Below are 23,706 nucleotides of genomic sequence, written 5' to 3'. Positions count from 1 at the left end.
TCTCATCGGCCGCCCTCCGGGGCGGCCTTTTTGTTAGTCGAGCCGCACAGCCAGCTCACTCGGCCGGCCACGCAGCAGCGTGATGACAAGGCCCAGAATGACCAGCCCGGCCCCGGCAATCTCAATCGGGGTGATCACCTCCCCCAGCACCAGATAGCCCGACAACATGCCGGTGATCGGCACCAGGAGGGTAAATGGGGCCACGACCGACGCCTTGTGCCGGCCCAAGAGCCAACTCCAGATCGCCCCGCCCAATAGCGTTGCCGGATAGGCGAGAAAGGCGATCAGCCCCGCATCCTGCCAGCTGAACCCGCGCAAGGCGGCCAGTACAGTCGGCGGTCCCTCGACCAGCAATGACAGCGCCAGCAGCGGCAGCGGCGCGGCCAGCGCACCCCAGACGGTGAAGGAGAGCGCATTGATCTTGCCCGCCTTCTTGGTCAGCACATTGGCCAGGCCCCAGGCCAGAGCCGCCAGCAGCGTCATGCCCAGCGGCAACAGCGAAGTGGCGCCCAGCCGTTCGGTGGCGATCACCGCAATGCCGCCAAAGGCCACCGCCGCCCCCATGATCTGGAACCGGCTCGGCCGCTCGCCCAATAGCAAAAAGGCGAGGCCCATGGTGAAAAACGCCTGCACCTGCAGCACCAGCGAACTCAGCCCCGCCGACATGCCCCAGGCGATGGAGAGGTTCAAAAAGGCATAAAGCGCAAAGCCGAAGCTGAGCCCGAACCCCACCACGATGGGCCACGGCGCCTTGGGCGGCTTGACGAAGAAGACCAGCGGAAAGGCCGCGAACAGGAAGCGCAAAGCCGCCGCCAGCAAGGGCGGCAGGGCGTCGACGCTCAGTTTGATGACGACGAAATTGAAGCCCCAGATGACCACGACCAGCAGCGCCAGCCCGATATGGCGGATCGGCATTATACGCCGCCCGCCGGCCGCCACCGCGCCAGGGCTTTGGGCCCCAGCACATTGAGCACCAGCCCGACAAAGATCAAAAGGCTACCCAGAATCTCGGGCACGGTGACCGCTTCACCCAGAATGAGCATCGCGGCGGCAAAGCCCACCACCGGCACCAGCAGCGAGAATGGCGCGACGACGCTGGCCGGATAACGCCCCAGCAACACTGCCCATAGCCCATAGCCGAACAGCGTCGAGCCATAGGCGATGAAGAGGACCGAACCGATACCGCGCGGTGTCATGGCAAGGAGCGAAGCATAGGCGCCCGGCCCCTCGAAGATCAGCGATAGCAGCAGCATGGGGATGGGCGGCACCAGACTCCCCCAGACGACGAAGCCCAGCATGTCGACTTTGCCGGCGCGCTTGGTGACGATATTGGACATGGCCCAGAACATGGCCGCCACCAGCGTCATGACCAGCGGCACCAGCACTGCGCCGCCCAGATGCTCGGCCCCGATTGTGGCGAGTCCCAGAAGGGCGATCAACGCCCCGCCAAGCTGGAACAGGCCCGGCCGCTCGCCCAGGAACAGCACGGCCAAAGCCATGGTGAAAAACACCTGCATCTGCATGACGAGACTCGCCAGCCCTGCCGGCATGCCCAGCCGCATGGCGGTGAACAGGAAGCTGAATTGCAGCACGCCCACGGTAAAGCCGTAGAGGATCAACATGCGCCAGCTGACCTGGGGCCGCCGGATGAAAAACACGGCCGGGAGCGCGCAGCCGAGATAACGCAGGGCCGTCAGCATGAAGGGCGGCACTTCGTCCACGCCCCATTTGATGGCGACGAAATTGAGTCCCCACACAATGACGACGCCAAGGGCTAGAATGAGGTCACGCGGGGACATTTTTGTTGGACCTATAGAATTTGCCCAGAGGCAATTACATCCACGCTGTCACCCCGGCGCAGGCCGGGATGACACCGAGTGTAATCAGGGCAATAGCGCTAAGCCGCCTTCTTGGCCAAGAGGCCACGTTCGATCAGCGTTTCGGCGATCTGGATCGTGTTGAGCGCTGCGCCCTTGCGCAGATTGTCGCTCACGACCCAGATATTGAGGCCGTTTTCGATCGTATTGTCTTCGCGGATGCGGGAGACATAGGTGTCGTATTCGCCCACCACTTCCACCGGGGTCGCGTAGCCACCCGGCTCGCGCTTGTCGAGCACCGAAATGCCTGGCGCTTCGCGCAGGATATCGCGGGCTTCGTCAGCCGAAATCGGGTTCTCGAATTCGATATTGACCGCTTCGGAATGCCCAACGAACACCGGTACGCGCACGGCGGTGCAGGTCACCTTGATCTTGGGATCAAGGATCTTCTTGGTTTCGGCCAGCACCTTCCACTCTTCCTTGGTGTAGCCGTCTTCCATGAACACATCGATATGGGGGATGACGTTGAAGGCGATCTGCTTGGGGAACTTGCCGGGCGTGGCGCTATCGTTGACGAAAATGCCCTTGGTCTGGTTCCACAGCTCATCCACCCCATCTTTGCCCGCGCCCGACACCGACTGATAGGTCGAGACGACGATGCGCTTGATCTTGGCGAAGTCATGCAGGGGCTTGAGCGCCACGACCAGCTGGGCCGTCGAGCAGTTCGGATTAGCGATGATATTGGTGCGGTTGGGATTGGCCATGAAGGCGTCCAGTACATGGGCGTTCACTTCCGGCACCACCAGCGGCACATCGGAATGATAGCGCCAATAGCTCGAATTATCGATCACGATGGCGCCCTTGGCGGCGATGCGCTGCGCCCATTCCTTGGAAATGGTGCCGCCGGCCGACATGATGGCGAAATCGACGCCGGTGAAATCGAAGTCCTCGAGATTCTTGGCCTTCAGAATCTTGTCGCCATAGGAAATTTCCCGCCCGATCGAGCGCGAGGACGCCAGCGCGATAACCTCGTCGGCGGGGAACTTGCGTTCGGCCAGAATATTGAGAACTTCCCGGCCCACATTACCAGTGGCACCGACGACAGCGACGCGATAACCCATTTTTTGGAACTCCAGTCCCTTACCAGTTTCCGCCCCCGCGCGATGACTTGCATCGCGGCCAGTGCTGTGAGCCTCTCCCCGTCGGGAGACGACCCGGGGAAAAGCTTCAGGCGGTTTTGGTGGTTTTGGTCATGAGGGCAGCGACGCCACCGGTGAACACCGGGGTCGTAGGCAAATCGGCCATAGCGAAAGCGCTGCGCATCTTGTGACTGCTTTGGTTGCAAGCAGGACTTGTCATACTCTCAAATAGGAAAGAGTCAATCTTAAGAGGCTGGTTCCGGTCAGAGCATCACCATTCTGAGTAACCGTCATTGCCCGGCTCGTCCGGGCAATCCATGTCGCCGCATACGCTGAAAGGTGGATCACCCGGACAAGCCGGGTGATGACGATGGGGCAGGCGACTGAGAAAGCACACGAACACTCGTCCAACCCTTGCCACCACGCACTCCATGACTGTAACTGCCGCCAAACCCAAAGGGCCAAAACAATGCATTACGACGTGATCGTCCTCGGCGCCGGGGCCGCTGGTATGATGGCCGCTATCGAAGCGGGCAAGCGCGGCCGCAAGGTGCTGCTGGTGGATCACGCCGCCCATGCCGGCGACAAGATCCGCATTTCGGGCGGCGGGCGCTGCAATTTCACCAATATCAATGCCACGATAGAGCGCGGCCGCGATCGCTTCCTCAGCGACAATCCACGCTTCGCGCTGTCGGCACTGTCGCGCTACACGCCCGACATGTTCATCGAGCTGGTGCGCCGCTACGGCATCACCTTTCATGAAAAGACGCTGGGCCAATTGTTCTGCGATGGCCCCGCCACCCAGATCAACACCATGCTGCTGGGCGAAATGCGGCTGGCCGGGGTGACGCTCTGGCTCAAGACGGCAATCGAGCGGGTGAGCAAGACCGAAACCGGTTTTGAAGTGCTGTTCGCCAATACTTCAGCCACAGCCGAGAGCCTGATCGTTGCCACCGGCGGCAAATCCATTCCCAAAATGGGCGCTACCGGCTTTGGCTATCAGCTGGCCACCCAGTTCGGCCTGCGCCTCACCGAAACCCGCCCGGGGCTCGTGCCCCTGACCTTTGAAACCGGGGCGCTGGAAAAGCTCACGCCGCTCGCCGGCATTGCCACCGATGCTATCGTCAAGCACGGCAAGACGGCGTTCGAGGAAGCCCTGCTGTTCACCCATCGGGGCCTGTCGGGTCCGGCCATCCTGCAGATTTCGTCCTATTGGCGCGAGGGCGACGCCATTGAAGTCGACCTGCTGCCCGGTCGCGATGCCGGCGAGGTGCTGCGCGCCGCGCGCAAGGAAATGCCCAAGGTTCAGGTGCAGACGGTCATCGGCAATCTCCTGCCCAAAAAGCTCGCGCAATTGTTGGGCGACGAGCTCGACATGCCTGGCATGTTCGGCGATTTCTCGGACAAGAAGCTGGCCGTGATCGAAGCCAAGCTCAAGAACTGGACGCTCAAGCCCGTTGGTTCGGAAGGCTATCGCACCGCTGAAGTGACGCTAGGCGGCGTCGACACACGCGACCTCGACGCCAAGACCATGGCGGCCCGCGCGGTGCCCGGCCTCTATTTCGTCGGCGAAGTGGTCGATGTCACCGGCTGGCTCGGCGGCTACAATTTCCAATGGGCGTGGGCGTCCGGTTGGGCTGCGGGGCAAGCGGCTTAAAGCAAAACTACACTCGCAATATCGCCCCACCCACAATGTCATTCCCGCGAAAGCGGGAACCTCTGTTTGGCGATGCCAGCAAAGAAAACGGAGGTTCCCGCTTTCGCGGGAATGACACCGTGTGGGGGGAGTTCTCGGTGCAAAGCCCCGCCCTAGCTCTCCCCCTGCGCAAACGTAATCCTGTTGCCGCACGGATCGGTCACCGTCATCTCCAGCCCACCCCAGGGCGGCGACTCCAGCCCCGGGCGATTATTCTTGTACCGCTTGCCCGTCAGCTCGGCATGAAACGCGGCCAGCCCGCTGACCTCGACCCGCACGTGACTGCCCGGCGTTGCATCGCCGTGATGCTCGGAAAGATGCAGCACGACCCCATCACGTGAGACCTGCATGTAAAGCGGCAGATTGGGCTCGAAGCGATGCTCCCAATCCACGCTGAACCCCAGCCAATCGAGATAGAATTCGCGCGCCTTGGCCTCGTCGAAACTGCGCAGGATCGGCACGGTTCTTATGTGCTGCATGGTAGCATCCTCAGAACCGTATCCCGGCCCGGAGGCCCACATTGGTCAGAGCCTCGCTGTCCCCGCACATCCCGCCGTCGGTATAATGCTCGGCCGTCAGCATTACTGACGCGCCCGGCAAGACGTCGACACCCACACTGCCCGAGGCGCGCAACAAGGCCGCGCAGCCGAAGCGTTGCGGGGCTCCCGCCTCCAGCATGGAGCCGTTCTGCAGCGCTCCGCCCAGGCTCGCCTCGGCGAAAATCGGCAATAGGGGCAGCCGGAAGGTGAGGCTCAGCCCGCCATAGAGCATGCTTTCCTTGCCATCCATGTTGAAGGTCGCGCCCAGATGCGGGCGGATTTCAGCCGGCACCAAAGCCGGGCTCAGTGCCGGCACGGCAAACAGCAATTCCACATTGGCGTCTTCGATGCGCTCGGTATCGAACAGGCCGGAGCTATCGGCATCGGTCACGCCGCGCGAAAAGATGCCGCCGCGGATTTCGGGCACGATATCGAACTGGGCCTGCGCGCCGCCTATGGCGAGCAGCGTCAGACCCAAAGCCAATATCGCCCGCCAGATGATCCGCATTGCTCAACTCCAATTCGCCTATGGCGATTGGAGGGCGCAGCGCGGGGCTGCGCAATGTTTGATTCAAATTGTCTTTAACTGGGCGTTAACGCTGGTGGGCGGCCCTACGCCAAACTCGTCCACCCGCAGCAGAAGAAAGCAAACGGAGGTTCCCGCTTTCGCGGGAATGACACCGTGGTTTTCTTATGCCGTGGCTTCTTCAGGATGGGGTCTGGACGACATTCAGCTCAGGCTGAGCCGAAAGGGGCGGTTTTCGAGAACCGGAGCGCAGCGTACATCAGTACGTGAGCACCGGAAGCGCAGAAAACTGCCGCTTGCAGGCCAGCATCAGCTGAATGAACTAGAACTTCCAGCCGACGCGCAGGCCGAAGTTGGATAGTCCGTCATTGGCATCGCACCAGCCATTATTGGAGGTGTGTTCATAGGTCAGGGTGGCGGTCATGTTCTCGCTGAGGTTGGCGCCGACGCCGAATCGTTCGTAGAAATTGACGCGGCAGCCGAAATTCTTGCGGCCTTCGGGCGCGCCGGTCAGGTAGCCATCATTGACGGCGGCGCCGAACGTGCCTTCGAGATAGAACGGGGTTTCGAACACCGGCAATTGCCAGGTCAGGCCCAGATGGGCGATCGAATCGCCGTCGCCCAGATTGAGCGTGGCGCCCACTTCCGGACGCGGCGCGCCGACCCAGCGGAAGGCATCCAGGTCCGGCGAGGTGAACAGCACGTCAAAGCTGACATCCTCGATATGGCTGAGATCCCAGTTCTGCACGCTGAAGGGCAGCATGGTGCTGTCGACCGAATGGGCATGCACGCCGATGCGCAATTCATCGACCACGCCGGCCAGCGGATGGGGGTCCATCAGATCCTGCGCGGCCACGGGCGCCACGGCGCCGACGAGACCCAGGGCAGAAAAAAGCAGCGTACGCAGTACCGACATGACCGACCATTCACTTGGAAAACGGCCTGCATTGAGCTTGCAAGCCCCAATAGAGTCAATGCCTTCGGAGCGATTTGGCCGCTCATGTGACTGGCCGGCAACGCCTGACACGCATAAAAACGGGGGCCGCCCGGCGTGGCGGCCCCCGAAAAATCACGCTACGAAGCGCCTGCTTACTTGGGCAGCAGCACCTTGTTGACCACATGGATCACGCCATTGGACTGGTTGACGTCGGCAATGGAAATCTTGGCGGCATCGCCGTTTTCATCCACCACATAGAGCACGTCGCCAAGCTTGGTGAATTGCAGATTGTCGCCCGAAACCGTCTTGAGCAGGAAGCCGCCGGGGCTGGCTTCAGCCTTGGCCCGCAGGTCTGCCAGCGAATATTTGCCGGCAATGACATGGGCGGTCAGGATCTTGACCAGCATGGCCTTGTTCTCAGGCTTGAGCAGGGTATCGACCGTCCCGGCCGGCAGGGCGGCAAAGGCGGCGTTGACCGGAGCGAACACGGTGAACGGGCCGGCGCTGGACAGTACATCGACGAGGCCCGCAGCCTTGACGGCGGCGACGAGCGTGGTGTGGTCCTTGGAGTTCACGGCATTCTCGACGATGTTCTTGGTCGCGAACATCGGCGCGCCGCCAACGCGCGGATTGCTTTGCGCGAATGCGGCGGTGGAGCTGAGCAGAGCGGCGGCCACGAAAACGGCCTTGAGCAGTTTGCTGTTCATGATGAAATCCCTTGTTGACGCTTGTCGGTCAGGGGAGAGCTACGGCCGCCCGGCGCAAAAAGTTTCGCCGATCAACCAAGGCGGGGTGGAACCAAGGCGATGCAGAGCCTATCTTTCATCGTAATCAGACGATAGAAGCCCTCCATTGCGCCTTTGAAAGACCGATTACCACCCCATGTCCAAGCCCCTTGCCCTCTCGATCCTCGATCTCGCCCCCATTGCCGAAGGCACCTCGACGCCTGACGCCCTGGCCGAAACCATTAAGCTGGCGCAGCTGGGCGACGCGCTTGGCTACACAAGGCTCTGGTATGCCGAGCATCACGGCATGGCGTCCATCGCATCGTCCTCCCCCGAAATCCTGATATCGAGCGCTGCTGCCCATACCAAAAATATCCGCGTCGGCTCGGGCGGCGTCATGCTGCTCAACCATGCCCCGCTCCGCATTGCCGAGGCCTTCCGCACGCTCGAAGCCCTGCACCCCGGCCGTGTCGATCTGGGCCTGGGGCGAGCACCCGGCGGCGATGGCTATGCCATGCGCGCCTTGCGCAGCGGCGGCGGCGAAGAATTTTCCGCCTATCTCGCCGAGATGATGGCGTTTGACGAAGACAATTTCCCCTCCGATCATCCCTTTTCGCGCGTTCCGGTGGCGCCCGGCGGCATTCGCCTGCCCCCGCTCTGGTTGCTGGGCTCGTCCGGCGCCAGCGCCCAGGCGGCGGGTCAATTGGGCATGGGCTATGCCTTTGCCGCCCATTTCAGCCACACCCCGGCCGGCCCGGCCTTTGAAGCCTATCGCTATGGCTTCAAGCCCAGCGAGGCCATGCCCGAGCCCCGCACCATTCTGGGCGTTTCGGTGGTCTGCGCACCAACCGATGAAGAGGCGCAATACCTCTCCTATTCCCAGGCCGTGCAATGGGCGCTGTTCACCACCGGCGAGCAGCGCCGCCTGATGAGCCCGGAAGACGCCCATGCCCGCGTGCTGACCAGCCAGCAGCAAAGCGTCATCGATCATCAATCGACGCTCTGGATCGTCGGCTCACCCGAAACGGTGCGGGATACGATCGCTGAAAAGGCCGAGAGCTCGGGGGCCGATGAGGTGATCATCACGACGACCGTGCACAGCTATGAGCTGCGCCGCCGCTCGTATCAGCTGATCGCCGAGGCCTTTGGGCTGGTGCCGCGTTAACCTCTCGTTCTGCCCACCACGATAGAATTGGCCGATAATCATTGGGATCAATGGACGGGGAGCGTTCATTGGCCCATTTCGGCATATCTGCCGATTGGGGACGCCGGGGCCGTGTCCGGCTAGACCAGAGTTGCGAACATGGGTGCCGCCGGTTTCGTCCTCGCCATCAATATCTTCGTCGCGGGATTGTTCGCCGCGGCCTTTGGTGCCGTAGCGTGGCGCTATAGCAGCGCTATCGGCGCGCGCTGGCTGGCGCTGGCCTATGCCCTGGGCATCCTCAATTCCATCCTCGAATATATCTTGCCCGGGCAGGATGATCCGCGCCTGCTCGGCATCACCGTCTTTGCGGTAGCGCTCTCGGCTTTTCTCGTCTGCGTTGTCGGGCTTGCCCGCCATTATGCGGTGGCCGTGCCCTGGATTTGGCTCGCACTATTGGGCGGCGGCTCCCTGCTCGCCAATATCATCCTGATCAACGAGCCGGCCACCGCCACGCTTGGCCGCGCCATGATCTACCAATTACCCTATTTCTTCGCCCATATCCTGGCGGCAATCGTGGTGTTCCGGGCGCCGCGCCGCGGGGCGCTCGATGTGCTGCTGATCGTGTTCCTGCTGGTCAGCGGGTTGCAATTCGTCGCCAAGCCCTACCTGGCTATGGGCCTGGGCGATGCCAGTCTGGAAAATTACCTGCACAGCCTTTATGGCGCCTGGTCGCAGATGCTGACCGCGTTCCTGCTGGTGTCCAATGGCGTGCTGATGCTGCTGGTCAATGTGCGCGAGGTGATGGCCGAAATCACCCTGCGCTCGGAAACCGACAAGCTGTCCGGCCTGCTCAATCGGCGCGGCTTTGAAGAGCGGGCCGAACGGGCGCTGCAAAACGCCACCCGGGCGCGCATTCCTTCGGCGCTGGTGCTGGCGGACCTGGATCATTTCAAGGACGTCAACGACACCTTTGGCCACGATGCCGGCGACCGGGTGATCGCGGCCTTTGCCGGGCTATTGGCCAATAGTGCCGATGCCCGCATGGTGCTGGGGCGGCATGGCGGGGAAGAATTCGCCATTCTTTTGCCCGGCGCCAATCTAGCCTCGGGCCGGCTCTATGCCGAAGGTGTGCGCCACGCGTTTGCCGCGCTATCGGGGAGCGAGCTGGGCGCCAATCGTCCGCTCAGCGCCAGTTTCGGCGTGACGCAAATGCAGGCGGGCGATGGCCTGCACGATCTGGTCCACCGTGCCGACGCAGCGCTTTACGCCGCCAAGAAGGCCGGCCGCGATCGCGTCCATGCGGTGAGCAGCGAGCCGGTCGATACTGCCGACCCGCGCCTAAGCGGGCAGGCCGGCAGCTGAGCTGTTTTACTGGCGGCGGTCCACCAGCTCGAAATCGTCGGCCGCCAGATCGACCTTGAGCGCCAATTGCTGGCGGTCGAGTTCGGCCAGCCATGCCGTCCATGAGCAGGGGCTCATGCCGTCATCCTGGCTGGCGCGGTTCTTGCGCTGGGGCCGCTCGAAGCTGAGCTTGAGTTGGGCGCTTTCCTCCCCGAACCGGTTGCGCACCCGGGCAATGGCCGGAATGCCATGCCGGTCGCTCACCCAGTTCTGGATATCCCGATGGCGCGTCAGAGTGTGAATATGGGTCATGGTCGCGGCCTCCCGTCCGCTAATTTAAGCCCTTGTTCCGCAACGGTTCCGGTCCTCCACCGGTTCCGTTATGGCAGGTTAATTCTGCGCAAGGTTTGTGACGATCTTGAGTGCCGTCAGCTCCTCGGCAGAAAAATAGTACAGCTGGTCCGGCGGGGTCTGCAAGGCATGCAGCCACATGGCCGGATCAACGCCGGATTTGGTCAGATGTGCAAGGATATCGGCCGTTATGCTCTGCGCATCGGCCATGGCTACGCCGGCCGCGCGCAGCGGATCGCCGCTCATGGCCGAGGCATAGATCTGGTGTACGCCAATGGCGGCGTCCGGGCTGGCAATCCGCTCGGCACCCGAGGCAAAGATAATGGGGCAGGATGAGGCGCAGAGCGATCCGGCCGCGACTTCGGTCGCCAGCCCCTTCTCATGGATCAGATCGCCTATCGCCAGCGCATCCACGACCGACCCTCCGGGCGAATCGAGAAGCACAGTCTGCACATACTCGCCCCGCGCCGCAATCTCGGCGGCAAAACGCTCGCCGGCGCCCGGATCGATCGTGCCGGTCAGGCGCAATTGCCCGCCATTGCCCAGCGCGATTTCGAGCGGCTGGTCGAGCACTTCGGGGGCCGTGGTGACATTGGGCATCGGACCCTGCGGCAGGGCCGGATTGGAGGGCGGCAGGATGGGATGGCCGGGCTGCGCCAGGCCCGCGCTTTCGCTCGCCGTCAGCTCGCGAAAATCCACATAGAGCACGGAGGCGGTGCCGATCAGCAGGCCAAAGAATGCCACCCGCAGGATCGCCCCGTCCTCAAGCCCGGCCAGCCAGCGGATCGCTCCCCGATAGAAGGGGCCTTCGTCAGTCTCGGGGCGGGCATTGGCCGCGGTCTTCATGCCGGGCGCGGCCCATCGGTGCGCTTGCGCTGCGCCGCATCGATGGGGGTGACCGTAGTGTCGTCGTCCATCTGCGCCGCCGCTGGTTCCTCGACCGGCTCCGGCATAGCCTCGGGCTCCACGGCCGGGGGCTCGCTCCGCACCGGCTCGGGCACGATCCCGGCCGCTTCCATGCGCCGGTACAAATTCATGGCCCGCAGCATTTCGGCGGCGGTAATATTTTCCGCCTCTTCCAGGCTTTCGGACTCCCGCCGCATGGCGTCATTGACGATCATCAGCACCAGCACCAGCACGACGGGCAAAAGATCGATGGAAATCGCGCCGGCCCAGGACGGGATGAAATCCTGCCAATAGCGGATCACCGCCTCGGCGCTGGACAGCGGCACGAAGCGGCGCTGTTCCACCGCCGGCGCCGCCAAAATCTCGTCGGCCGCTGCGGTCAGTGCCGCCGATTGTGCCGCGACGGAGACGCGCACCGTCTCCATCACCTGATCCTGCCGATTGGCAAGGTCGGCCGATTGCCCATTGGCCACCGGCGCAATGAACCCGGCGGAGAGATCGGCCGAAGCGCGCTTGACCGATGCAGCTACTCCGGTCTGCTGCAGGGAAGCGATAATGGCCGAGAGCTGCACCGCCTCGGTCTGGAAGCTATCGGCCCGCGGCTCGATGGCGCCGGGGGTCGAGACCAGTTCGCGCATGGTGGCCAGCCGCGCCGAACCCTGTTCGAACTGGGTCGCCACCTGATCGCGCGAGCCGGTAATGGTCGCCGCCAGCTGGTTCATCTGCGTGCCCATCTGGGTCAGCAATTGCACGACGCTGCCCGAACCGGTCGTGCCGGTCAGGGCGCCCGATTCCCGCTCATCGGCAGCGAGGCCCGAAAAGCGTTCGGCCGCCCGCTGCACGTCGGGCAGCAGCGATTGAGCGGCCAGCGCATTGGAATGAGCCTGATCGAGATCTTCGGCATAGCCCTGCAGCGTCACCGCCATATGCTGCTCGGTGGCAGCCGACCCGGCAAGCGCCGCCGCATTGAGCCAGCTCGACATGGCGATGATCATGGCGCAGCCCACCGCCATGGTGACGAACAGCCCCAGCCGCTGCACTCCATTGGTTACCAGCGGCACGAAGCGCAGCATGAAGCTCCAGAACGCATAGATCGCCACCGATACGGCGACCGAATAGATAATGGCGGCAAAGAACACGAAGCTCGCCGAGCCATCCAGAATCCCCCGCACCCCCAGATAGGTATAGACGCCCGAAGCCAGCGCCAGCACCGCCAGCGCAAAACGGGTCATCGTCTCGACGCCCTTGACGGTCTCGCTGAGGCGATAGGCATTCGGCTTGAGCTGCATTGGCGGTCGGGCCCCTCACGGTCTTAAGCGGAGGTTAACACAGCGATCCCGGCGGAACGGTGGCGGATTTTACGAGGGTTAATGACGAGCGCGTGATGCCATATGCTTGGCCCTACCCGTTCAGTTTCCGCAGCACCTGCTCCACCCGGTCGCGCTTCGATTTCTGCGCGATGCCTTTGATGCGCTCGGTCAGTACCGCCAGAAAGCCGGGCTTTTGCTCGGGCGTCATCACGCTTGCCGTTTCCTCGGCATAGGCGGGAAACTGGTTGGGCGCGGCATTCTTGAGCCGCTCTACCAGCAGCGGCACGGCCTTTTGCGCATAACCGGCCCGCGCCAGTTTGACCAGGATCGAGGTGCAGCGGTCCTTGGCGATCACCGAGCCCTTGTCGGCCGCCGCCATGATGCGCGGCAATTCGGCCACCAGCGTATCGGCCCGCTGTTCGGCAACGCTGTCCAGCGCTGCCATGGCGCCCCAGACCTGCTTATTGTTCGAACTGGCCAGCGCCTCGAGAAAGACCGGGCAATAACCGCCGACCAGATCGGGTCGCCGCGCGCCGATCTCATACAGCACTTTCATGCCGTCATTGCGCTGCCGGCTGGTGCCCGAGCGCACCAAAGCCACCACATCGGCAATGCCGGCTCTGTCCTCGCGGGCGACAAGCTCCTCGGCCAACGCGACATTGGGCGCCTCGTCGCGCCTGTCCAGTGCTCCCGCCAAGCGATCCGCCATGCCCATCGTCAGGCCTCGATCGCCACGTCGAGCGCCAGCGTCACCATGTCCTTGAGCGAGGTCTGCCGCTCCTCGGCATTGATCTCCTCCTTGGTGATCAGGCAATCGGTCATGGTGCAGATGGTCAGTGCCTTGACGCCAAACCGCGCCGCCAATGTGTACAGCGCCGCCGCCTCCATCTCGACGCCGATGACGCCATGCTCAGGCAGCGCGCCATAACCGGCAAAGCCGTCGGCGTGATAGAAAATATCCGAGCTCAACATATTGCCGGCATGAAAGCGCATGCCCGCCGCCTCGGCCTTTTCCGCCGCCGCGCGCAGCAGTCCGAAATCGGCGATGGGGGCGAAATTGAACGCTCCGAACCGGTCCTTGACGATGGCGCTGTCGGTGCTCGCCGCCTGCGCCAGGATCAGGTCGCGCACCTTGACCTTCGCATTGAGCCCGCCACAGGTGCCCACCCGCAGCAGGGTCTTGGCGCCATAGACATTGATCAGCTCATGCACATAGATCGACAGCGATGGCTGGCCCATGCCGGTGGCCTGTACCGAAACCGGCTTGCCCTTCCAAGTGCCGGTATAGCCCAAGCAATTGCGCACCGAATTGACCAGTTTGGGCGCCTCGAAAAACGTCTCGGCAATCCATTTGGCGCGCAGCGGATCGCCCGGCAGCAATACCGCTTCGGCATAGTCACCTGGCTTGGCATGATTATGTGGGGTCATTTTGGCTCCCTTGGTCTTGGTCCAAGCATTGCCACCCGGCGCCAGCAACGGCAAGAGCCGGGTCTATAGCGTCTTGACCCCGTCACGCGTCAGGTCCATTTACGCTGGGCCAAGAATATGGAGCGCTGCCATGGCCGCCAAGATTTTCATCGACGGGGAAGCTGGAACCACGGGTCTGCAGATTCGCGAACGCCTGGCCGGCCGGCGCGATCTGGAAGTGATCTCCATTGCCGCCGACAAGCGCAAGGATTTGGACGAGCGCAAGCGCCTGCTCAACGCAGCCGACGTCGCCATCCTGTGCCTGCCCGACGATGCGGCCAAGGAAAGCGTCAGCCTGATCGAGAATGACACCACCAGGGTAATCGACGCCTCGACCGCCTATCGCGTCAATCCCGATTGGGCCTATGGCTTTGCCGAAATGGATCGGGATCAGTCGGAAAAAATCGCCAATGCGCGCTTTGTCGCCAATCCCGGCTGCTGGCCGCAGGGGTTGATCGCCAATGTGCGGCCTCTGCTCGCCGCGGGCCTGCTACCGGTCGATTTCCCCGTCAGCTATAACGGCATTTCCGGCTATACCGGCGGCGGCAAGCAGATGATTGCCGAATATGAAGCCGAGGGGGAAGCGGCCAGCCAGTTCATGCCCTATGGGCTGACCTTCAACCACAAGCATGTGCCCGAAATGACCAAATATACCGGTCTTTCCGGCGCGCCGCTGTTTGTGCCCAATGTCGGCGACTTTGCCCAGGGCATGACCACGTTCGTGCCGCTGCAGCTGGGCCAGCTCGCCAAAGTGCCGAGCGGCAAGGATATCCACGCCGCCATCGCCGACCATTTCGCTGATATCAAGGACAGCTTCGTCAGTGTTGCGCCCTATGATCCGGCGCTGGGCAAGACCCCGGCGCTCGACCCGCAGGTGCATAACGACACCAATACGATGACGCTGCATGTTTTTGCCAATGATGCCCGCGCCCAGGCCGTGCTCGTCGCCGTCTATGACAATCTGGGCAAGGGCGCCTCGGGCGCGGCCGTGCAGAACCTCAACCTGATGTTGGGCGTCAGCGCCAGGGAAAGCCTCGCGGCTTAGGCACTATCAGTCGGCACCCTCCCCTTCTGGGGGAGGGAAACGGCTCCCGCAGGGCGAACCGAACGCTTTCCCCCAATCCCGACTTGACCAAATGCCCGCTTTTGCGCGATGAACCGCCCCAAAGCGAGGTTTTCCGTCATGGACAAGTTCATCACTCTGACCGGGGTCGCGGCGCCGCTGCCGATCATCAATATCGATACCGATATGATCATCCCCAAGCAGTACCTCAAAACCATCAAGCGCACCGGGCTGGGCACCGCCCTGTTCTCCGAGATGCGCTATAATGAGGACGGCACGGAAAACCCGGATTTCGTGCTCAACAAACCGGCCTATCGCGGTGCCAGCATCATCGTGGCCGGCGACAATTTCGGCTGCGGCTCGAGCCGCGAACACGCCCCCTGGGCGCTGCTCGATTATGGCATCCGCTGCGTCATCTCGACCAGCTTTGCCGATATTTTCTACAATAACTGCTTCAAGAACGGCATCCTGCCGCTGGTGGTCACGCCCGACCAGCTCAAGCTGCTGCTCGACGATGCCGAGCGCGGCTCCAACGCCACCCTGACCATTGATCTGGAAGCCCAGACCATCAAGGGCCCCGATGGCGGCACGCTGCATTTCGATATCGACCCCTCCCGCAAGCAGATCCTGCTCGAGGGGCTGGACGATATCGCCGGCACGCTCAAGTCCGACCCGTCCATCACCACATTCGAAACCAAGATGGCGTCCGACCGCCCCTGGCTCTAGTCAGTGGCGGATATCGTCTACGAGGCCGAGCTGAGCCCCGAAAGCCGCGCTGCGGTGGTTGAAGGCCTCATCGCCTTCAACGATCGCCAGACGGCGGGTTTTACCGGTGCCTCCGGCAATTTCGGCCTGCTGCTCAAGCACCCGCAGACCGGCGCTACCGATGGTGGGCTGACGGCCCGGTTCGGGCTGGGCTGGATGTTCATCGAATTGCTCTTCGTGCCCGAACGGCTGCGTGGGCAAGGCGTCGGCCGCCAGTTGATGGCCGAGGCCGAACGCATCGCGCGCGAACATGGCCTTGTCGGCATCCGGCTCGATACCTTCGAGTTCCAGGCCCGCGGCTTCTACGAAAAACTGGGTTTCACTGTCTTCGGTGAAATCGCCGACCACCCTCCCGGCTCCAGCCGGTATTTCCTCAGCAAACTCTTGGGTTGATTTTCATGGTTCAGCGCGTTTCCACCGGCTCCCCGTTCGAGGCTACCTTTGGCTATTCCCGCGCTGTGCGGCACGAAGACACTGTCTATGTCTCGGGCACGACGGGCTATGACTATGCCACCATGACCATGCCTGACGATGTCGGCCAGCAGGCGGCTAATGCCCTGGCCACCATCGACAAGGCGTTGAAAGAGGCCGGCTCCTCGCTGGCGGATACGGTGCGCGTCGTCTATTATGTGGGCGATCGGAATGATGTGGATGCCGTGGTCAAGGCCGTTGGCCCGGTGTTCAAGGATATCCGCCCGGCCGCCTCCATGCTGATCGTGCAGATGATCGAAGCGGGCATGAAGATCGAGATCGAAGTCACCGCCCGCATCGGGGCAGCCAACAGCTAGGGACAAGGCACAGACATGGCGAGCGTATCCAACCCCCAGGGCGCCATACCTCGCACCATGTTGACCGGAGCCCAGCTCGCCCTTGTGCTGCACGCACTGGGGCTGATCGCTGTGCTATTGGCGCTGGTGCCTATCCTGACCAGCGCGCTGGGCACTACGGGCTATCTCGTGGTGTTTGCCCTGTACTGGATCGGCTTCTGCGCGCCGGTCATCGCCATCCATGCTTTGGCGGGGACGCGCAGCCCGCGTCTGTTCTCGGAAAAGCTCTCGCGGCGCGACTGGTTCGTGCCGGCTTTGCTGCTGGTCCAGGTCGTGGCCATCGCCGCCCTGGCTTTAGCTCCCAATACGTCGCTGCTCACCACGCCCGGCCTCATGCTGGCGGCCCTGGTTGCCATCATCAATGGCCCGCTCGAGGAAACCGCCTGGCGCGGCGGCTTCATGGCCCGTTTTGCCGACCGGCCCAGGCTCGGCTTCTGGCTGGGCTGGCTGCTGTTTACCGCCTGGCATATTCCGCTCACCCTCAGCCATGGCGTGATCTTTGATGGCGGTGGCGTGGGCCTCGTCGCCGGCGCGGCCGTGCTGGGCCTGTTGTGGAACTGGGTCGCCTGGCGCACGGGCTCGGTGTTCTGGGTGGGCCTGGCCCACGCCCTCACCAATATCGCCACCTTCTGGGTATTGTTTGACCGCAGCGGCTTCGTCTGATTACCAGCCGTAATCGAGCACGGTCAGCGTCCGCAGGCGGCCGTCATCGAGCCATTCGATGCTGGAATTGCGATGCATGCCGATCAGCGCCGCGCCCACCGCGCCCAGAATGGGCACATCGCCCTTGCGTGGCACCACATTGCGCGGGTAGGTCAGCCGCCCCAGCCGCTGGAAGGGTTCGTCATCCAGCGCGAACCGCACCCGCTGGCCCATGGAGACCCCGGCCGGATCCCAGGGCTGGCACAATTCCGCCCGGCTCAGCTCGCGCTCCAGATAGGCCGACACATAGGGCATGTGCGCACTGACCCGTTCGGCCAGCAGCAACACGCGATTGTAGTCGTCGGAATTGATCAGAATATCAGGCAGGGGCGCGGAGGGCAGCACGGCAGCGGGCTCGGAGGGAAAATCGTCTATTGTCACTCTATGCCGCGCCAATGCCCCGTCAATAGGCATTGCGAATAAACACTACGCAATTTCGGTCAGCTTTATTGCCCTACCTGCCGGAGTGTGGCAGGTATTTTGCCGCTTTGTGCAGCAGCATGCACAATTTTTGATCCAAAAGGGTATTTCCAATGACCGACGACAGCCTGCTTGATCGCGCCCTTGTCCGCCTCGAAGAGGCCGCGAGCCACCTTCAGATCGATCAGGATGTCATCGAAAAACTCAAATATCCGCGCGAGACCACCAAGACGCGCCTGCTGATCCGCATGGATGACGGCTCACGCAAATCCTTCCTCGCGTGGCGTTGCCGCTATGACGATACCCGCGGCCCCACCAAGGGCGGCATCCGTTTTCACCCCGAATCCACGATCGAGGAAGTCGAGACCCTCGCCTTCTGGATGACCTTCAAATGCGCGGTGATGAACCTGCCCTATGGCGGGGGCAAGGGCGCCGTGCGGGTCGATCCGCACACCCTTTCCAAGACTGAGCTGGAGCGCCTCTCCCGCGCCTATATGCAGGCCTTTGCCACCACGGTGGGCCCTGATCGCGATATCCCGGCGCCCGACGTCTATACCAATGCCATGATCATGGGCTGGATGGCCGACGAATATAACCAGATCACCGGTAGCGTCACGCCCGCCGTCATCACCGGCAAACCCATCGCTTTGGGCGGCTCGCTCGGCCGCAATGACGCCACCGCCCGCGGCGGCTTCTATCTGGTGCGCCACCTGGCAGAGGAGCTGGGCCTTGCGGGCTCCCACACCGTCGCCATCCAGGGCTTCGGCAATGCCGGGCAGTTCTATGCCCAGCTGGCCGCCGCCGATGGCCATCGCATTGTCGCCGTCTCGGATTCGACCGGCGCCATCTACCGCCCCGGCGGGCTGGACGTGACCCGTCTCATCGCCGGCAAGACGGCGGGACGGCGGGTGACCGAGCTGGCCGCCGAACTGGGCGCGACCATAATCCCGGCGGACGAATTGATCGGTGTCGAGGCCGACCTGCTGGTACCCGCCGCGCTCGAGGAAATGATCACCCAAGCCAATGCCGCCACCGTCAAGGCCCGGGTCGTGCTCGAACTGGCCAATGGCCCGGTGACCGCCGAGGCCGACAAGATCCTGAGCGAACGCGGCGTGATCGTGCTGCCCGATATCCTGGCCAATGCCGGGGGCGTCACCGTCTCCTATTTCGAATGGGTGCAGAACCGCCAGGGCTTCTATTGGGACCTCGAGGAAATCCACGCCCGGCTCAAGAAGATGATGGAGCGCGAAGGCCGCGCCGTCTGGGATATTGCCAAGGACCGTTCCGTCTCGGTCCGCGCCGCCGCCTATATCCACGCCCTGGGCCGGCTATCGACCGCCATCGAGGCGCACGGCACCCAGCCCTTCTTTGCCGGCTAAACCATCCAATCGCCGATCGGCAGCAAGCCGGCCTCGCAAGGGCCGGCTTTTCCTTTGCCAGCGAACCGATCTCATCCCGCGCGCTCTTGCACAGAACTGCAAAATACCTCTATGTCAGCCCAAGCGTAACCACCAGTACGGCGAGGAGCATATTTTGGCCACCCATTCCCTATTTCTGTTGCCGGGCGACGGCATCGGCACCGAAATCATGGTCGAGGTCGAAAAGCTGATCGCCTGGACCAACCAAGAGCAGCTCACCGATTTCTCGACCGATAGCGGTCTTGCCGGCGGCGCGGCCTATGACCAGCATCAGGTGGCCATCACCGACGAAGATACGCAAAAGGCGCTGGCCGCCGATGCGGTGATCTTTGGTGCCGTGGGCGGGCCGAAATGGGACAATGTCCCCTATGAGCACCGTCCTGAAGCGGCCCTGCTGCGCCTGCGCAAGGAAATGGCGGTATTTGCCAATCTGCGCCCCGCCATCTGCTACCCGGCTTTGGCCGATGCCTCCTCGCTCAAGCGCGAACTGGTGGAGGGCCTCGATATCCTGATCGTGCGCGAACTGACCGGCGGCGTTTATTTCGGCGAGCCCAAGACCATTACCGACCTCGGCGAGGGTCAGAAGCGCGCCGTGGACACCCAGGTCTACGAGACCTATGAAATCGACCGTATCGCCCGCGTCGCCTTCGATCTGGCCCGCACCCGTTCGGGTAAGGTCCACTCGGCCGACAAGAAAAACGTCATGAAGTCCGGCGTGCTATGGGACGAAGTGGTCAAGGGCGTGGCCAAGGATTATTCCGACATCGAGCTGCACCACATCCTGGCCGATAACGCCGCCATGCAGCTGGTGCGCAACCCTAAGCAATTCGACGTCATGGTCACCGACAACCTGTTTGGCGACATTCTGTCCGACGTTGCCGCCATGCTCACCGGCTCGCTCGGCATGCTGCCTTCGGCTTCGCTCGGCGCGCCCGATCCGGTCACCGGCAAGCGCAAGGCCTTCTACGAGCCCGTACACGGCTCGGCCCCCGACATTGCCGGCAAGGGCATTGCCAACCCGATCGCCATGATCGCCTCGGTCGCCATGGCCCTGCGCTACAGCTTCGGCATGATCGAGCTGGCCACCAAGATCGAGAACGCCATCTCCGCCGTACTCAGCGACGGGTTGCGGACGGGCGATATCGCCCAGGACAACCGCAAGACCGTTGGGACCGAAGAAATGGGCGCGGCGGTTTTGGCGAAGCTCAAGGCTTAAAGACCCAAAACTATCAGTCGACACCCTCCCCCTTGCGGGGAGGGTGAGGGTGGGGGGCGAGAGCCCGGAACATCGGGGCTCATACACCCCCTCCCATCCTCCCCCGTCGAGGGGGAGGTGCCGCATGGAGGGTGTGGCACGATCCCGCCATATTAGCGGCGAAACCTGCTCAGTACCCACGCCACCGGAAAGACGCAGATGGCCACTACGGCAGTCAGGGCCGTGGCCACGCCAATCGCCTGCAGTGTTGGCAGGCAGGCAAATATCCAGAATTTCGTTGCTGCCGGGCAGTAGACGGCATGCGTGCCGTTCCGCAACACGATTTGCGATAACCAGCCAACAGCAACCATGCCAGCAGCCACGCTGATCAATGTTGGCCAACCAAGCCTGGACATCGTCGCCCCCAAACAAAAAGCCCCGGTGTGTGTAATACACCGGGGCTTTCTTGTTCAAACCAGCCAAATTACTCGGCGGCAGCTTCTTCAGCGGCCGGAGCTTCCTTGGGGGCGTTCTTGGCTTCTTCGATAGCAGCGGCCTTGGCGGCCTTCTCGTCGGCGCGGGCAACGGCCTTCTCGCCGGGCTTGGCCTTGTTCGGGTTGTTGCGGGCATCGCGCTTGGCAACGCCGGCAGCGTCGAGGAAACGCAGCACGCGGTCGGTCGGCTGGGCGCCAACGCCAACCCAATGGGTTGCGCGTTCGGCATTGAGCACGACGCGGCCTTCATTGTCCTTGGCCAGCAGCGGATTGAACGTGCCGATCTTTTCGATGAAGCGGCCATCGCGGGGCGAACGGGCATCGGCAATCACGATGTGGTAGAAAGGACGCTTCTTGGTGCCACCACGGGCGAGACGGATCTTGAGGGACATTCTGGTTTTCCTTGAGGTTAGCTAATCGAGTTATTTCTTCTTGCCCAGGCCGGGAAGGCCGGGGAAACGGGGAGGCCCGCCGAGACCGGGCAAGCCCGGAAGGCCGGAGCCGGATTTGAGCAGCGCGCCGACATCGCTGGGGAGTTTCTGGGCGATCTGCGGCTGGGCCGAAGGCAGGCCCTGTAATTGCTTGGGATCGATACCGGCCTGACGGGCCATTTGTTCGAGCTGGGCCGGGTCCATTTTGGAAATGTCCGGCATGCCGCCAAGCATGCCACCCATCTTGCCGCCGAACATGCCACCAAGCGCGCCCATGCCGCCCTTACTGACCTTTTTCATCATATCGGCCATCTGGCGGTGTTGCTTGGCCAGCTTGTTGATTTCGCTGACCTCGACACCGGCGCCGGCGGCAATGCGCTTGCGGCGAGACGCATTGAGCAGGTCGGGCTCGGCCCGTTCCTTCTTGGTCATCGAATTGATGATGGCGATCTGGCGATCGAACACCTTCTCATCGATATTGGAATTGGCCATCGCCTTCTTGATCTGGCCGGCGCCCGGCATCAGGCCCATGAGGCCACCCATGCCGCCCATCTTTTTCATCTGGATCAGCTGGCCGCGCAGATCGTCGAGGTCAAAGGAGCCCTTTTTGAGCTTCTTGGCCATCTTCTGGGCGTCTTCGGCCGACACATGCTCGGCGGCCTTTTCGACCAGCGAAACGATGTCGCCCATCCCGAGGATGCGGTCGGCAATGCGGGAGGGATGGAAATCCTCCAGCCCATCCATCTTTTCGCCGACGCCGATCAGCTTGATCGGCTTGCCGGTCGCTGCCCGCATCGAGAGCGCCGCGCCGCCACGGCCATCGCCGTCGACGCGGGTCAGAACGATACCGGTCACATCGAGCCGGCTATCGAAGCTGCGCGCCACATTTATCGCGTCCTGCCCCGTGAGGGCATCGACGACCAGCAGGATTTCATGCGGCTTGGCGATCGTCTTGATCTCGGCCGTTTCGGCCATCAGCTCTTCATCGATATGGGTGCGACCCGCCGTATCCAGAATGAGCACGTCATAGCCGCCCAGGCGGCCTTCGCGCTCGGCGCGGCGGGCAATCTGGACCGGAGTTTCGCTGGTGACGATGGGGAGCGTATCCACGCCCACCTGTTCGCCCAGCACGCGCAGCTGCTCCATGGCCGCCGGACGTCTTGTATCGAGCGAAGCCAGCAGCACCTTTTTCTTCTGGCGATCCTTGAGGCGCTTGGCGATCTTGGCCGTCGTCGTGGTCTTGCCCGAGCCCTGCAGGCCCACCATCAGCAAGGTGACGGGCGCGGGAGCATTGAGATCGATCGCAATAGCGGTCTCGCCCAATACGGCGACCAGCTCGTCATGGACGATCTTGACCACTTGCTGGCCCGGCGTCACCGAACGGGTGACTTCCACGCCCACCGCACGGTCCCTGACCTGTTCGACAAAGGCGCGGACCACTTCGAGCGACACGTCGGCCTCGATCAGCGCGCGGCGAATTTCGCGCAGGGCTACATCGACGTCGGCTTCATTCAGCGCGCCGCGGCCACGAAGCCCATCAAAGATTTTGCCAAGCCGGTCGGAAAGGCTCTCGAACATATTTTATTCCCTTTTCGCTCACGGGCCGCACCGCTACGCCACCGACGCGCTAAATCGCGCTGGCGGCTTCGCTGGCCCTCCGCGGGGGCGGCGAATGATCGCGTTGTCGTTTGAATTGGTCCACTGGACCAATTCACGACTTCGTCGACACTCTCAACCCTCGCTTCGCTCGTCCAATGAGCCATATGGTATCCATCAGTCCAAACGCCAAACTCACCCGCGGGCGCAACGCGCTGGCGGATGGTGGCCTCCGGGATCGGTTTATACCACAAGGGGTCCCGGTCGGCTGGTCAGGAGCAAAGCCTGATGAATGGGCTGGCTTTAGGGGAAAGCCGGCGCCGAGTCAAGGAAAGCAGCCTTCTCGGCCAGCCGGGCCAGCACGAGCGTAACATTTCCCGCCGCCTGCTCGACGCTCACCGCAAAACCTGCCGCCTCCAGGCGTTGCCGCGACAGGCAGGCAAATCCCGCCCCTTTGCCGCTGCCCGGCGGCGGCTCGAAAGCCAGCACCACAAGGCCAGCGGGCTTTAACAGACCCTTGAGCAGCCCGGGCCAGCTATCCCCCAGCCGGAGATTGAAATCGAGATTGATCGCAATGATCGCGTCAAACCGCTCGCCAGCGAAATCGGCCGCTTCCAGCGCCTCGGCCCGCACAATCAGCCGTCCCTCTGCCACCGCACCCGGCGCGCTTGCAGCCACGGCTGCGACCATCTTGGGCGATCGATCGAGCGCAACGACCCGGCTCACCCTGGGCTGCTCCAGCAATAGCCGCACGGCGACGCCATGACCGCAGCCGGCCTCAAGCACGACCTGCGACCCATGCGGATCAAGGGCGGCGACCGCCGCACTATGGCGGGATGCAATGGGCATGGCCCAGTTTGCGGCGCACCAGGCCCTGGGTCAAGCCGACACGAGCAC

The 23,706-nt window shown here is 62.9% G+C and carries 27 protein-coding genes; 10 read left to right on the top strand and 17 right to left on the bottom strand.

Going from position 1 to position 23,706, the window contains the following annotated elements:
* Positions 1–33: 33 nt before the first annotated feature.
* The 3 genes from ACI3KW_RS11595 to ACI3KW_RS11585 all read right to left on the bottom strand — a co-directional run bounded on the left by ACI3KW_RS11595 (position 34) and on the right by ACI3KW_RS11585 (position 2,938).
* Positions 34–915 carry an EamA family transporter gene (locus ACI3KW_RS11595; RefSeq protein WP_404848203.1) on the bottom strand — a complete coding sequence of 294 codons (882 nt, stop codon included), beginning with the start codon at positions 913–915 and terminating at the stop codon, positions 34–36.
* Positions 915–1,799 carry an EamA family transporter gene (locus ACI3KW_RS11590; RefSeq protein WP_404848202.1) on the bottom strand — a complete coding sequence of 295 codons (885 nt, stop codon included), beginning with the start codon at positions 1,797–1,799 and terminating at the stop codon, positions 915–917. Before ACI3KW_RS11590 ends, ACI3KW_RS11595 begins: the two co-directional genes overlap by 1 nt.
* 98 nt (positions 1,800–1,897) lie before the next feature.
* On the bottom strand, positions 1,898–2,938 hold the full coding sequence (locus tag ACI3KW_RS11585; RefSeq protein WP_404848201.1) for an aspartate-semialdehyde dehydrogenase: 1,041 nt from the start codon (positions 2,936–2,938) through the stop codon (positions 1,898–1,900).
* A gap of 487 nt (positions 2,939–3,425) precedes the next feature.
* Here ACI3KW_RS11585 and ACI3KW_RS11580 point away from each other — a divergent pair, with 487 nt between their 5' ends.
* Positions 3,426–4,613 carry an NAD(P)/FAD-dependent oxidoreductase gene (locus ACI3KW_RS11580; protein ID WP_404848200.1) on the top strand — a complete coding sequence of 396 codons (1,188 nt, stop codon included), beginning with the start codon at positions 3,426–3,428 and terminating at the stop codon, positions 4,611–4,613.
* Between the two features lie 152 nt (positions 4,614–4,765).
* Here ACI3KW_RS11580 and ACI3KW_RS11575 read toward each other — a convergent pair whose 3' ends face one another.
* From ACI3KW_RS11575 to ACI3KW_RS11560, 4 genes are all read right to left on the bottom strand, one after another.
* Positions 4,766–5,131 carry a glyoxalase superfamily protein gene (locus ACI3KW_RS11575; protein WP_404848199.1) on the bottom strand — a complete coding sequence of 122 codons (366 nt, stop codon included), beginning with the start codon at positions 5,129–5,131 and terminating at the stop codon, positions 4,766–4,768.
* Positions 5,132–5,141: 10 nt separating this feature from the next.
* Entirely contained in the window at positions 5,142–5,699 is a 558-nt protein-coding gene (locus ACI3KW_RS11570; RefSeq protein ID WP_404848198.1) for an acyloxyacyl hydrolase, read from the bottom strand.
* 340 nt (positions 5,700–6,039) lie between these two features.
* Entirely contained in the window at positions 6,040–6,633 is a 594-nt protein-coding gene (locus ACI3KW_RS11565; RefSeq protein ID WP_404848197.1) for an acyloxyacyl hydrolase, read from the bottom strand.
* 173 nt (positions 6,634–6,806) lie between these two features.
* Entirely contained in the window at positions 6,807–7,361 is a 555-nt protein-coding gene (locus ACI3KW_RS11560) for a fasciclin domain-containing protein (RefSeq protein ID WP_113120018.1), read from the bottom strand.
* A gap of 175 nt (positions 7,362–7,536) precedes the next feature.
* Here ACI3KW_RS11560 and ACI3KW_RS11555 point away from each other — a divergent pair, with 175 nt between their 5' ends.
* Entirely contained in the window at positions 7,537–8,544 is a 1,008-nt protein-coding gene (locus ACI3KW_RS11555; protein ID WP_404848196.1) for an LLM class flavin-dependent oxidoreductase, read from the top strand.
* A gap of 138 nt (positions 8,545–8,682) precedes the next feature.
* Entirely contained in the window at positions 8,683–9,885 is a 1,203-nt protein-coding gene (locus tag ACI3KW_RS11550; RefSeq protein ID WP_404848195.1) for a GGDEF domain-containing protein, read from the top strand.
* Positions 9,886–9,891: 6 nt separating this feature from the next.
* Here the strand turns inward: ACI3KW_RS11550 and ACI3KW_RS11545 are convergent, their stop codons facing one another.
* The 5 genes from ACI3KW_RS11545 to deoD form a co-directional block, all read right to left on the bottom strand.
* A complete protein-coding gene (locus ACI3KW_RS11545) occupies positions 9,892–10,176 on the bottom strand; it encodes a hypothetical protein (RefSeq protein WP_113124152.1) in 285 nt (94 codons plus the stop codon).
* 78 nt (positions 10,177–10,254) lie between these two features.
* The gene (locus tag ACI3KW_RS11540) at positions 10,255–11,061 is read right to left on the bottom strand and encodes a hypothetical protein (RefSeq protein ID WP_404848194.1); all 807 of its coding nucleotides are present in this window, start codon (positions 11,059–11,061) and stop codon (positions 10,255–10,257) included.
* Positions 11,058–12,410 carry a hypothetical protein gene (locus ACI3KW_RS11535; RefSeq protein ID WP_404848193.1) on the bottom strand — a complete coding sequence of 451 codons (1,353 nt, stop codon included), beginning with the start codon at positions 12,408–12,410 and terminating at the stop codon, positions 11,058–11,060. Before ACI3KW_RS11535 ends, ACI3KW_RS11540 begins: the two co-directional genes overlap by 4 nt.
* 112 nt (positions 12,411–12,522) lie before the next feature.
* Positions 12,523–13,140 carry a hypothetical protein gene (locus ACI3KW_RS11530; RefSeq protein ID WP_404848192.1) on the bottom strand — a complete coding sequence of 206 codons (618 nt, stop codon included), beginning with the start codon at positions 13,138–13,140 and terminating at the stop codon, positions 12,523–12,525.
* Between the two features lie 8 nt (positions 13,141–13,148).
* The gene (gene deoD, locus ACI3KW_RS11525) at positions 13,149–13,859 is read right to left on the bottom strand and encodes a purine-nucleoside phosphorylase (RefSeq protein ID WP_404848191.1); all 711 of its coding nucleotides are present in this window, start codon (positions 13,857–13,859) and stop codon (positions 13,149–13,151) included.
* Positions 13,860–13,989: 130 nt separating this feature from the next.
* Here deoD and argC point away from each other — a divergent pair, with 130 nt between their 5' ends.
* The 5 genes from argC (at position 13,990) to ACI3KW_RS11500 (ending at position 17,216) form a co-directional block, all read left to right on the top strand.
* On the top strand, positions 13,990–14,943 hold the full coding sequence (gene argC, locus ACI3KW_RS11520) for an N-acetyl-gamma-glutamyl-phosphate reductase (RefSeq protein ID WP_404848190.1): 954 nt from the start codon (positions 13,990–13,992) through the stop codon (positions 14,941–14,943).
* A gap of 138 nt (positions 14,944–15,081) precedes the next feature.
* Complete coding sequence (gene leuD / locus ACI3KW_RS11515; protein ID WP_113123450.1) at positions 15,082–15,687, top strand: 3-isopropylmalate dehydratase small subunit; 606 nt, start codon at positions 15,082–15,084, stop codon at positions 15,685–15,687.
* A gap of 3 nt (positions 15,688–15,690) precedes the next feature.
* Positions 15,691–16,119, top strand: coding sequence for a GNAT family N-acetyltransferase (locus tag ACI3KW_RS11510; protein ID WP_404848189.1), 429 nt, complete (start codon positions 15,691–15,693; stop codon positions 16,117–16,119).
* Between the two features lie 5 nt (positions 16,120–16,124).
* Positions 16,125–16,514, top strand: coding sequence for a RidA family protein (locus ACI3KW_RS11505; protein ID WP_404848188.1), 390 nt, complete (start codon positions 16,125–16,127; stop codon positions 16,512–16,514).
* A gap of 15 nt (positions 16,515–16,529) precedes the next feature.
* Positions 16,530–17,216, top strand: coding sequence for a type II CAAX prenyl endopeptidase Rce1 family protein (locus ACI3KW_RS11500; protein ID WP_404848187.1), 687 nt, complete (start codon positions 16,530–16,532; stop codon positions 17,214–17,216).
* Here ACI3KW_RS11500 and ACI3KW_RS11495 read toward each other — a convergent pair whose 3' ends face one another.
* A complete protein-coding gene (locus tag ACI3KW_RS11495; protein ID WP_262171050.1) occupies positions 17,217–17,636 on the bottom strand; it encodes a hypothetical protein in 420 nt (139 codons plus the stop codon).
* 152 nt (positions 17,637–17,788) lie between these two features.
* On the opposite strand from ACI3KW_RS11495, the gene ACI3KW_RS11490 reads away from it, so the two are divergent.
* Both ACI3KW_RS11490 and leuB read left to right on the top strand, forming a co-directional pair.
* Entirely contained in the window at positions 17,789–19,054 is a 1,266-nt protein-coding gene (locus ACI3KW_RS11490; RefSeq protein ID WP_404848186.1) for a Glu/Leu/Phe/Val dehydrogenase, read from the top strand.
* A gap of 154 nt (positions 19,055–19,208) precedes the next feature.
* Positions 19,209–20,309 (top strand): 3-isopropylmalate dehydrogenase, encoded by a 1,101-nt coding sequence (leuB, locus tag ACI3KW_RS11485; protein WP_404848185.1) that lies wholly within the window; start codon positions 19,209–19,211, stop codon positions 20,307–20,309.
* Positions 20,310–20,461: 152 nt separating this feature from the next.
* Here leuB and ACI3KW_RS11480 read toward each other — a convergent pair whose 3' ends face one another.
* The 4 genes from ACI3KW_RS11480 to ACI3KW_RS11465 form a co-directional block, all read right to left on the bottom strand.
* Positions 20,462–20,704, bottom strand: a complete 243-nt coding sequence (locus tag ACI3KW_RS11480) for a hypothetical protein (RefSeq protein WP_404848184.1) — start codon at positions 20,702–20,704, stop codon at positions 20,462–20,464.
* A gap of 68 nt (positions 20,705–20,772) precedes the next feature.
* Positions 20,773–21,174, bottom strand: a complete 402-nt coding sequence (rpsP, locus tag ACI3KW_RS11475) for a 30S ribosomal protein S16 (RefSeq protein ID WP_035099051.1) — start codon at positions 21,172–21,174, stop codon at positions 20,773–20,775.
* A gap of 30 nt (positions 21,175–21,204) precedes the next feature.
* Entirely contained in the window at positions 21,205–22,791 is a 1,587-nt protein-coding gene (gene ffh, locus ACI3KW_RS11470; RefSeq protein ID WP_404848183.1) for a signal recognition particle protein, read from the bottom strand.
* Between the two features lie 321 nt (positions 22,792–23,112).
* Positions 23,113–23,658: a class I SAM-dependent methyltransferase gene (locus ACI3KW_RS11465; protein ID WP_404848182.1), complete on the bottom strand. Its 546-nt coding sequence runs from the start codon at positions 23,656–23,658 to the stop codon at positions 23,113–23,115.
* Positions 23,659–23,706 lie beyond the last annotated feature (48 nt).

The organism is Devosia sp. ZW T5_3 (assembly GCF_044987315.1).
In the GTDB taxonomy this organism is placed as follows: domain Bacteria; phylum Pseudomonadota; class Alphaproteobacteria; order Rhizobiales; family Devosiaceae; genus Devosia.
This window is presented reverse-complemented; position numbering and strand designations above follow the sequence as displayed.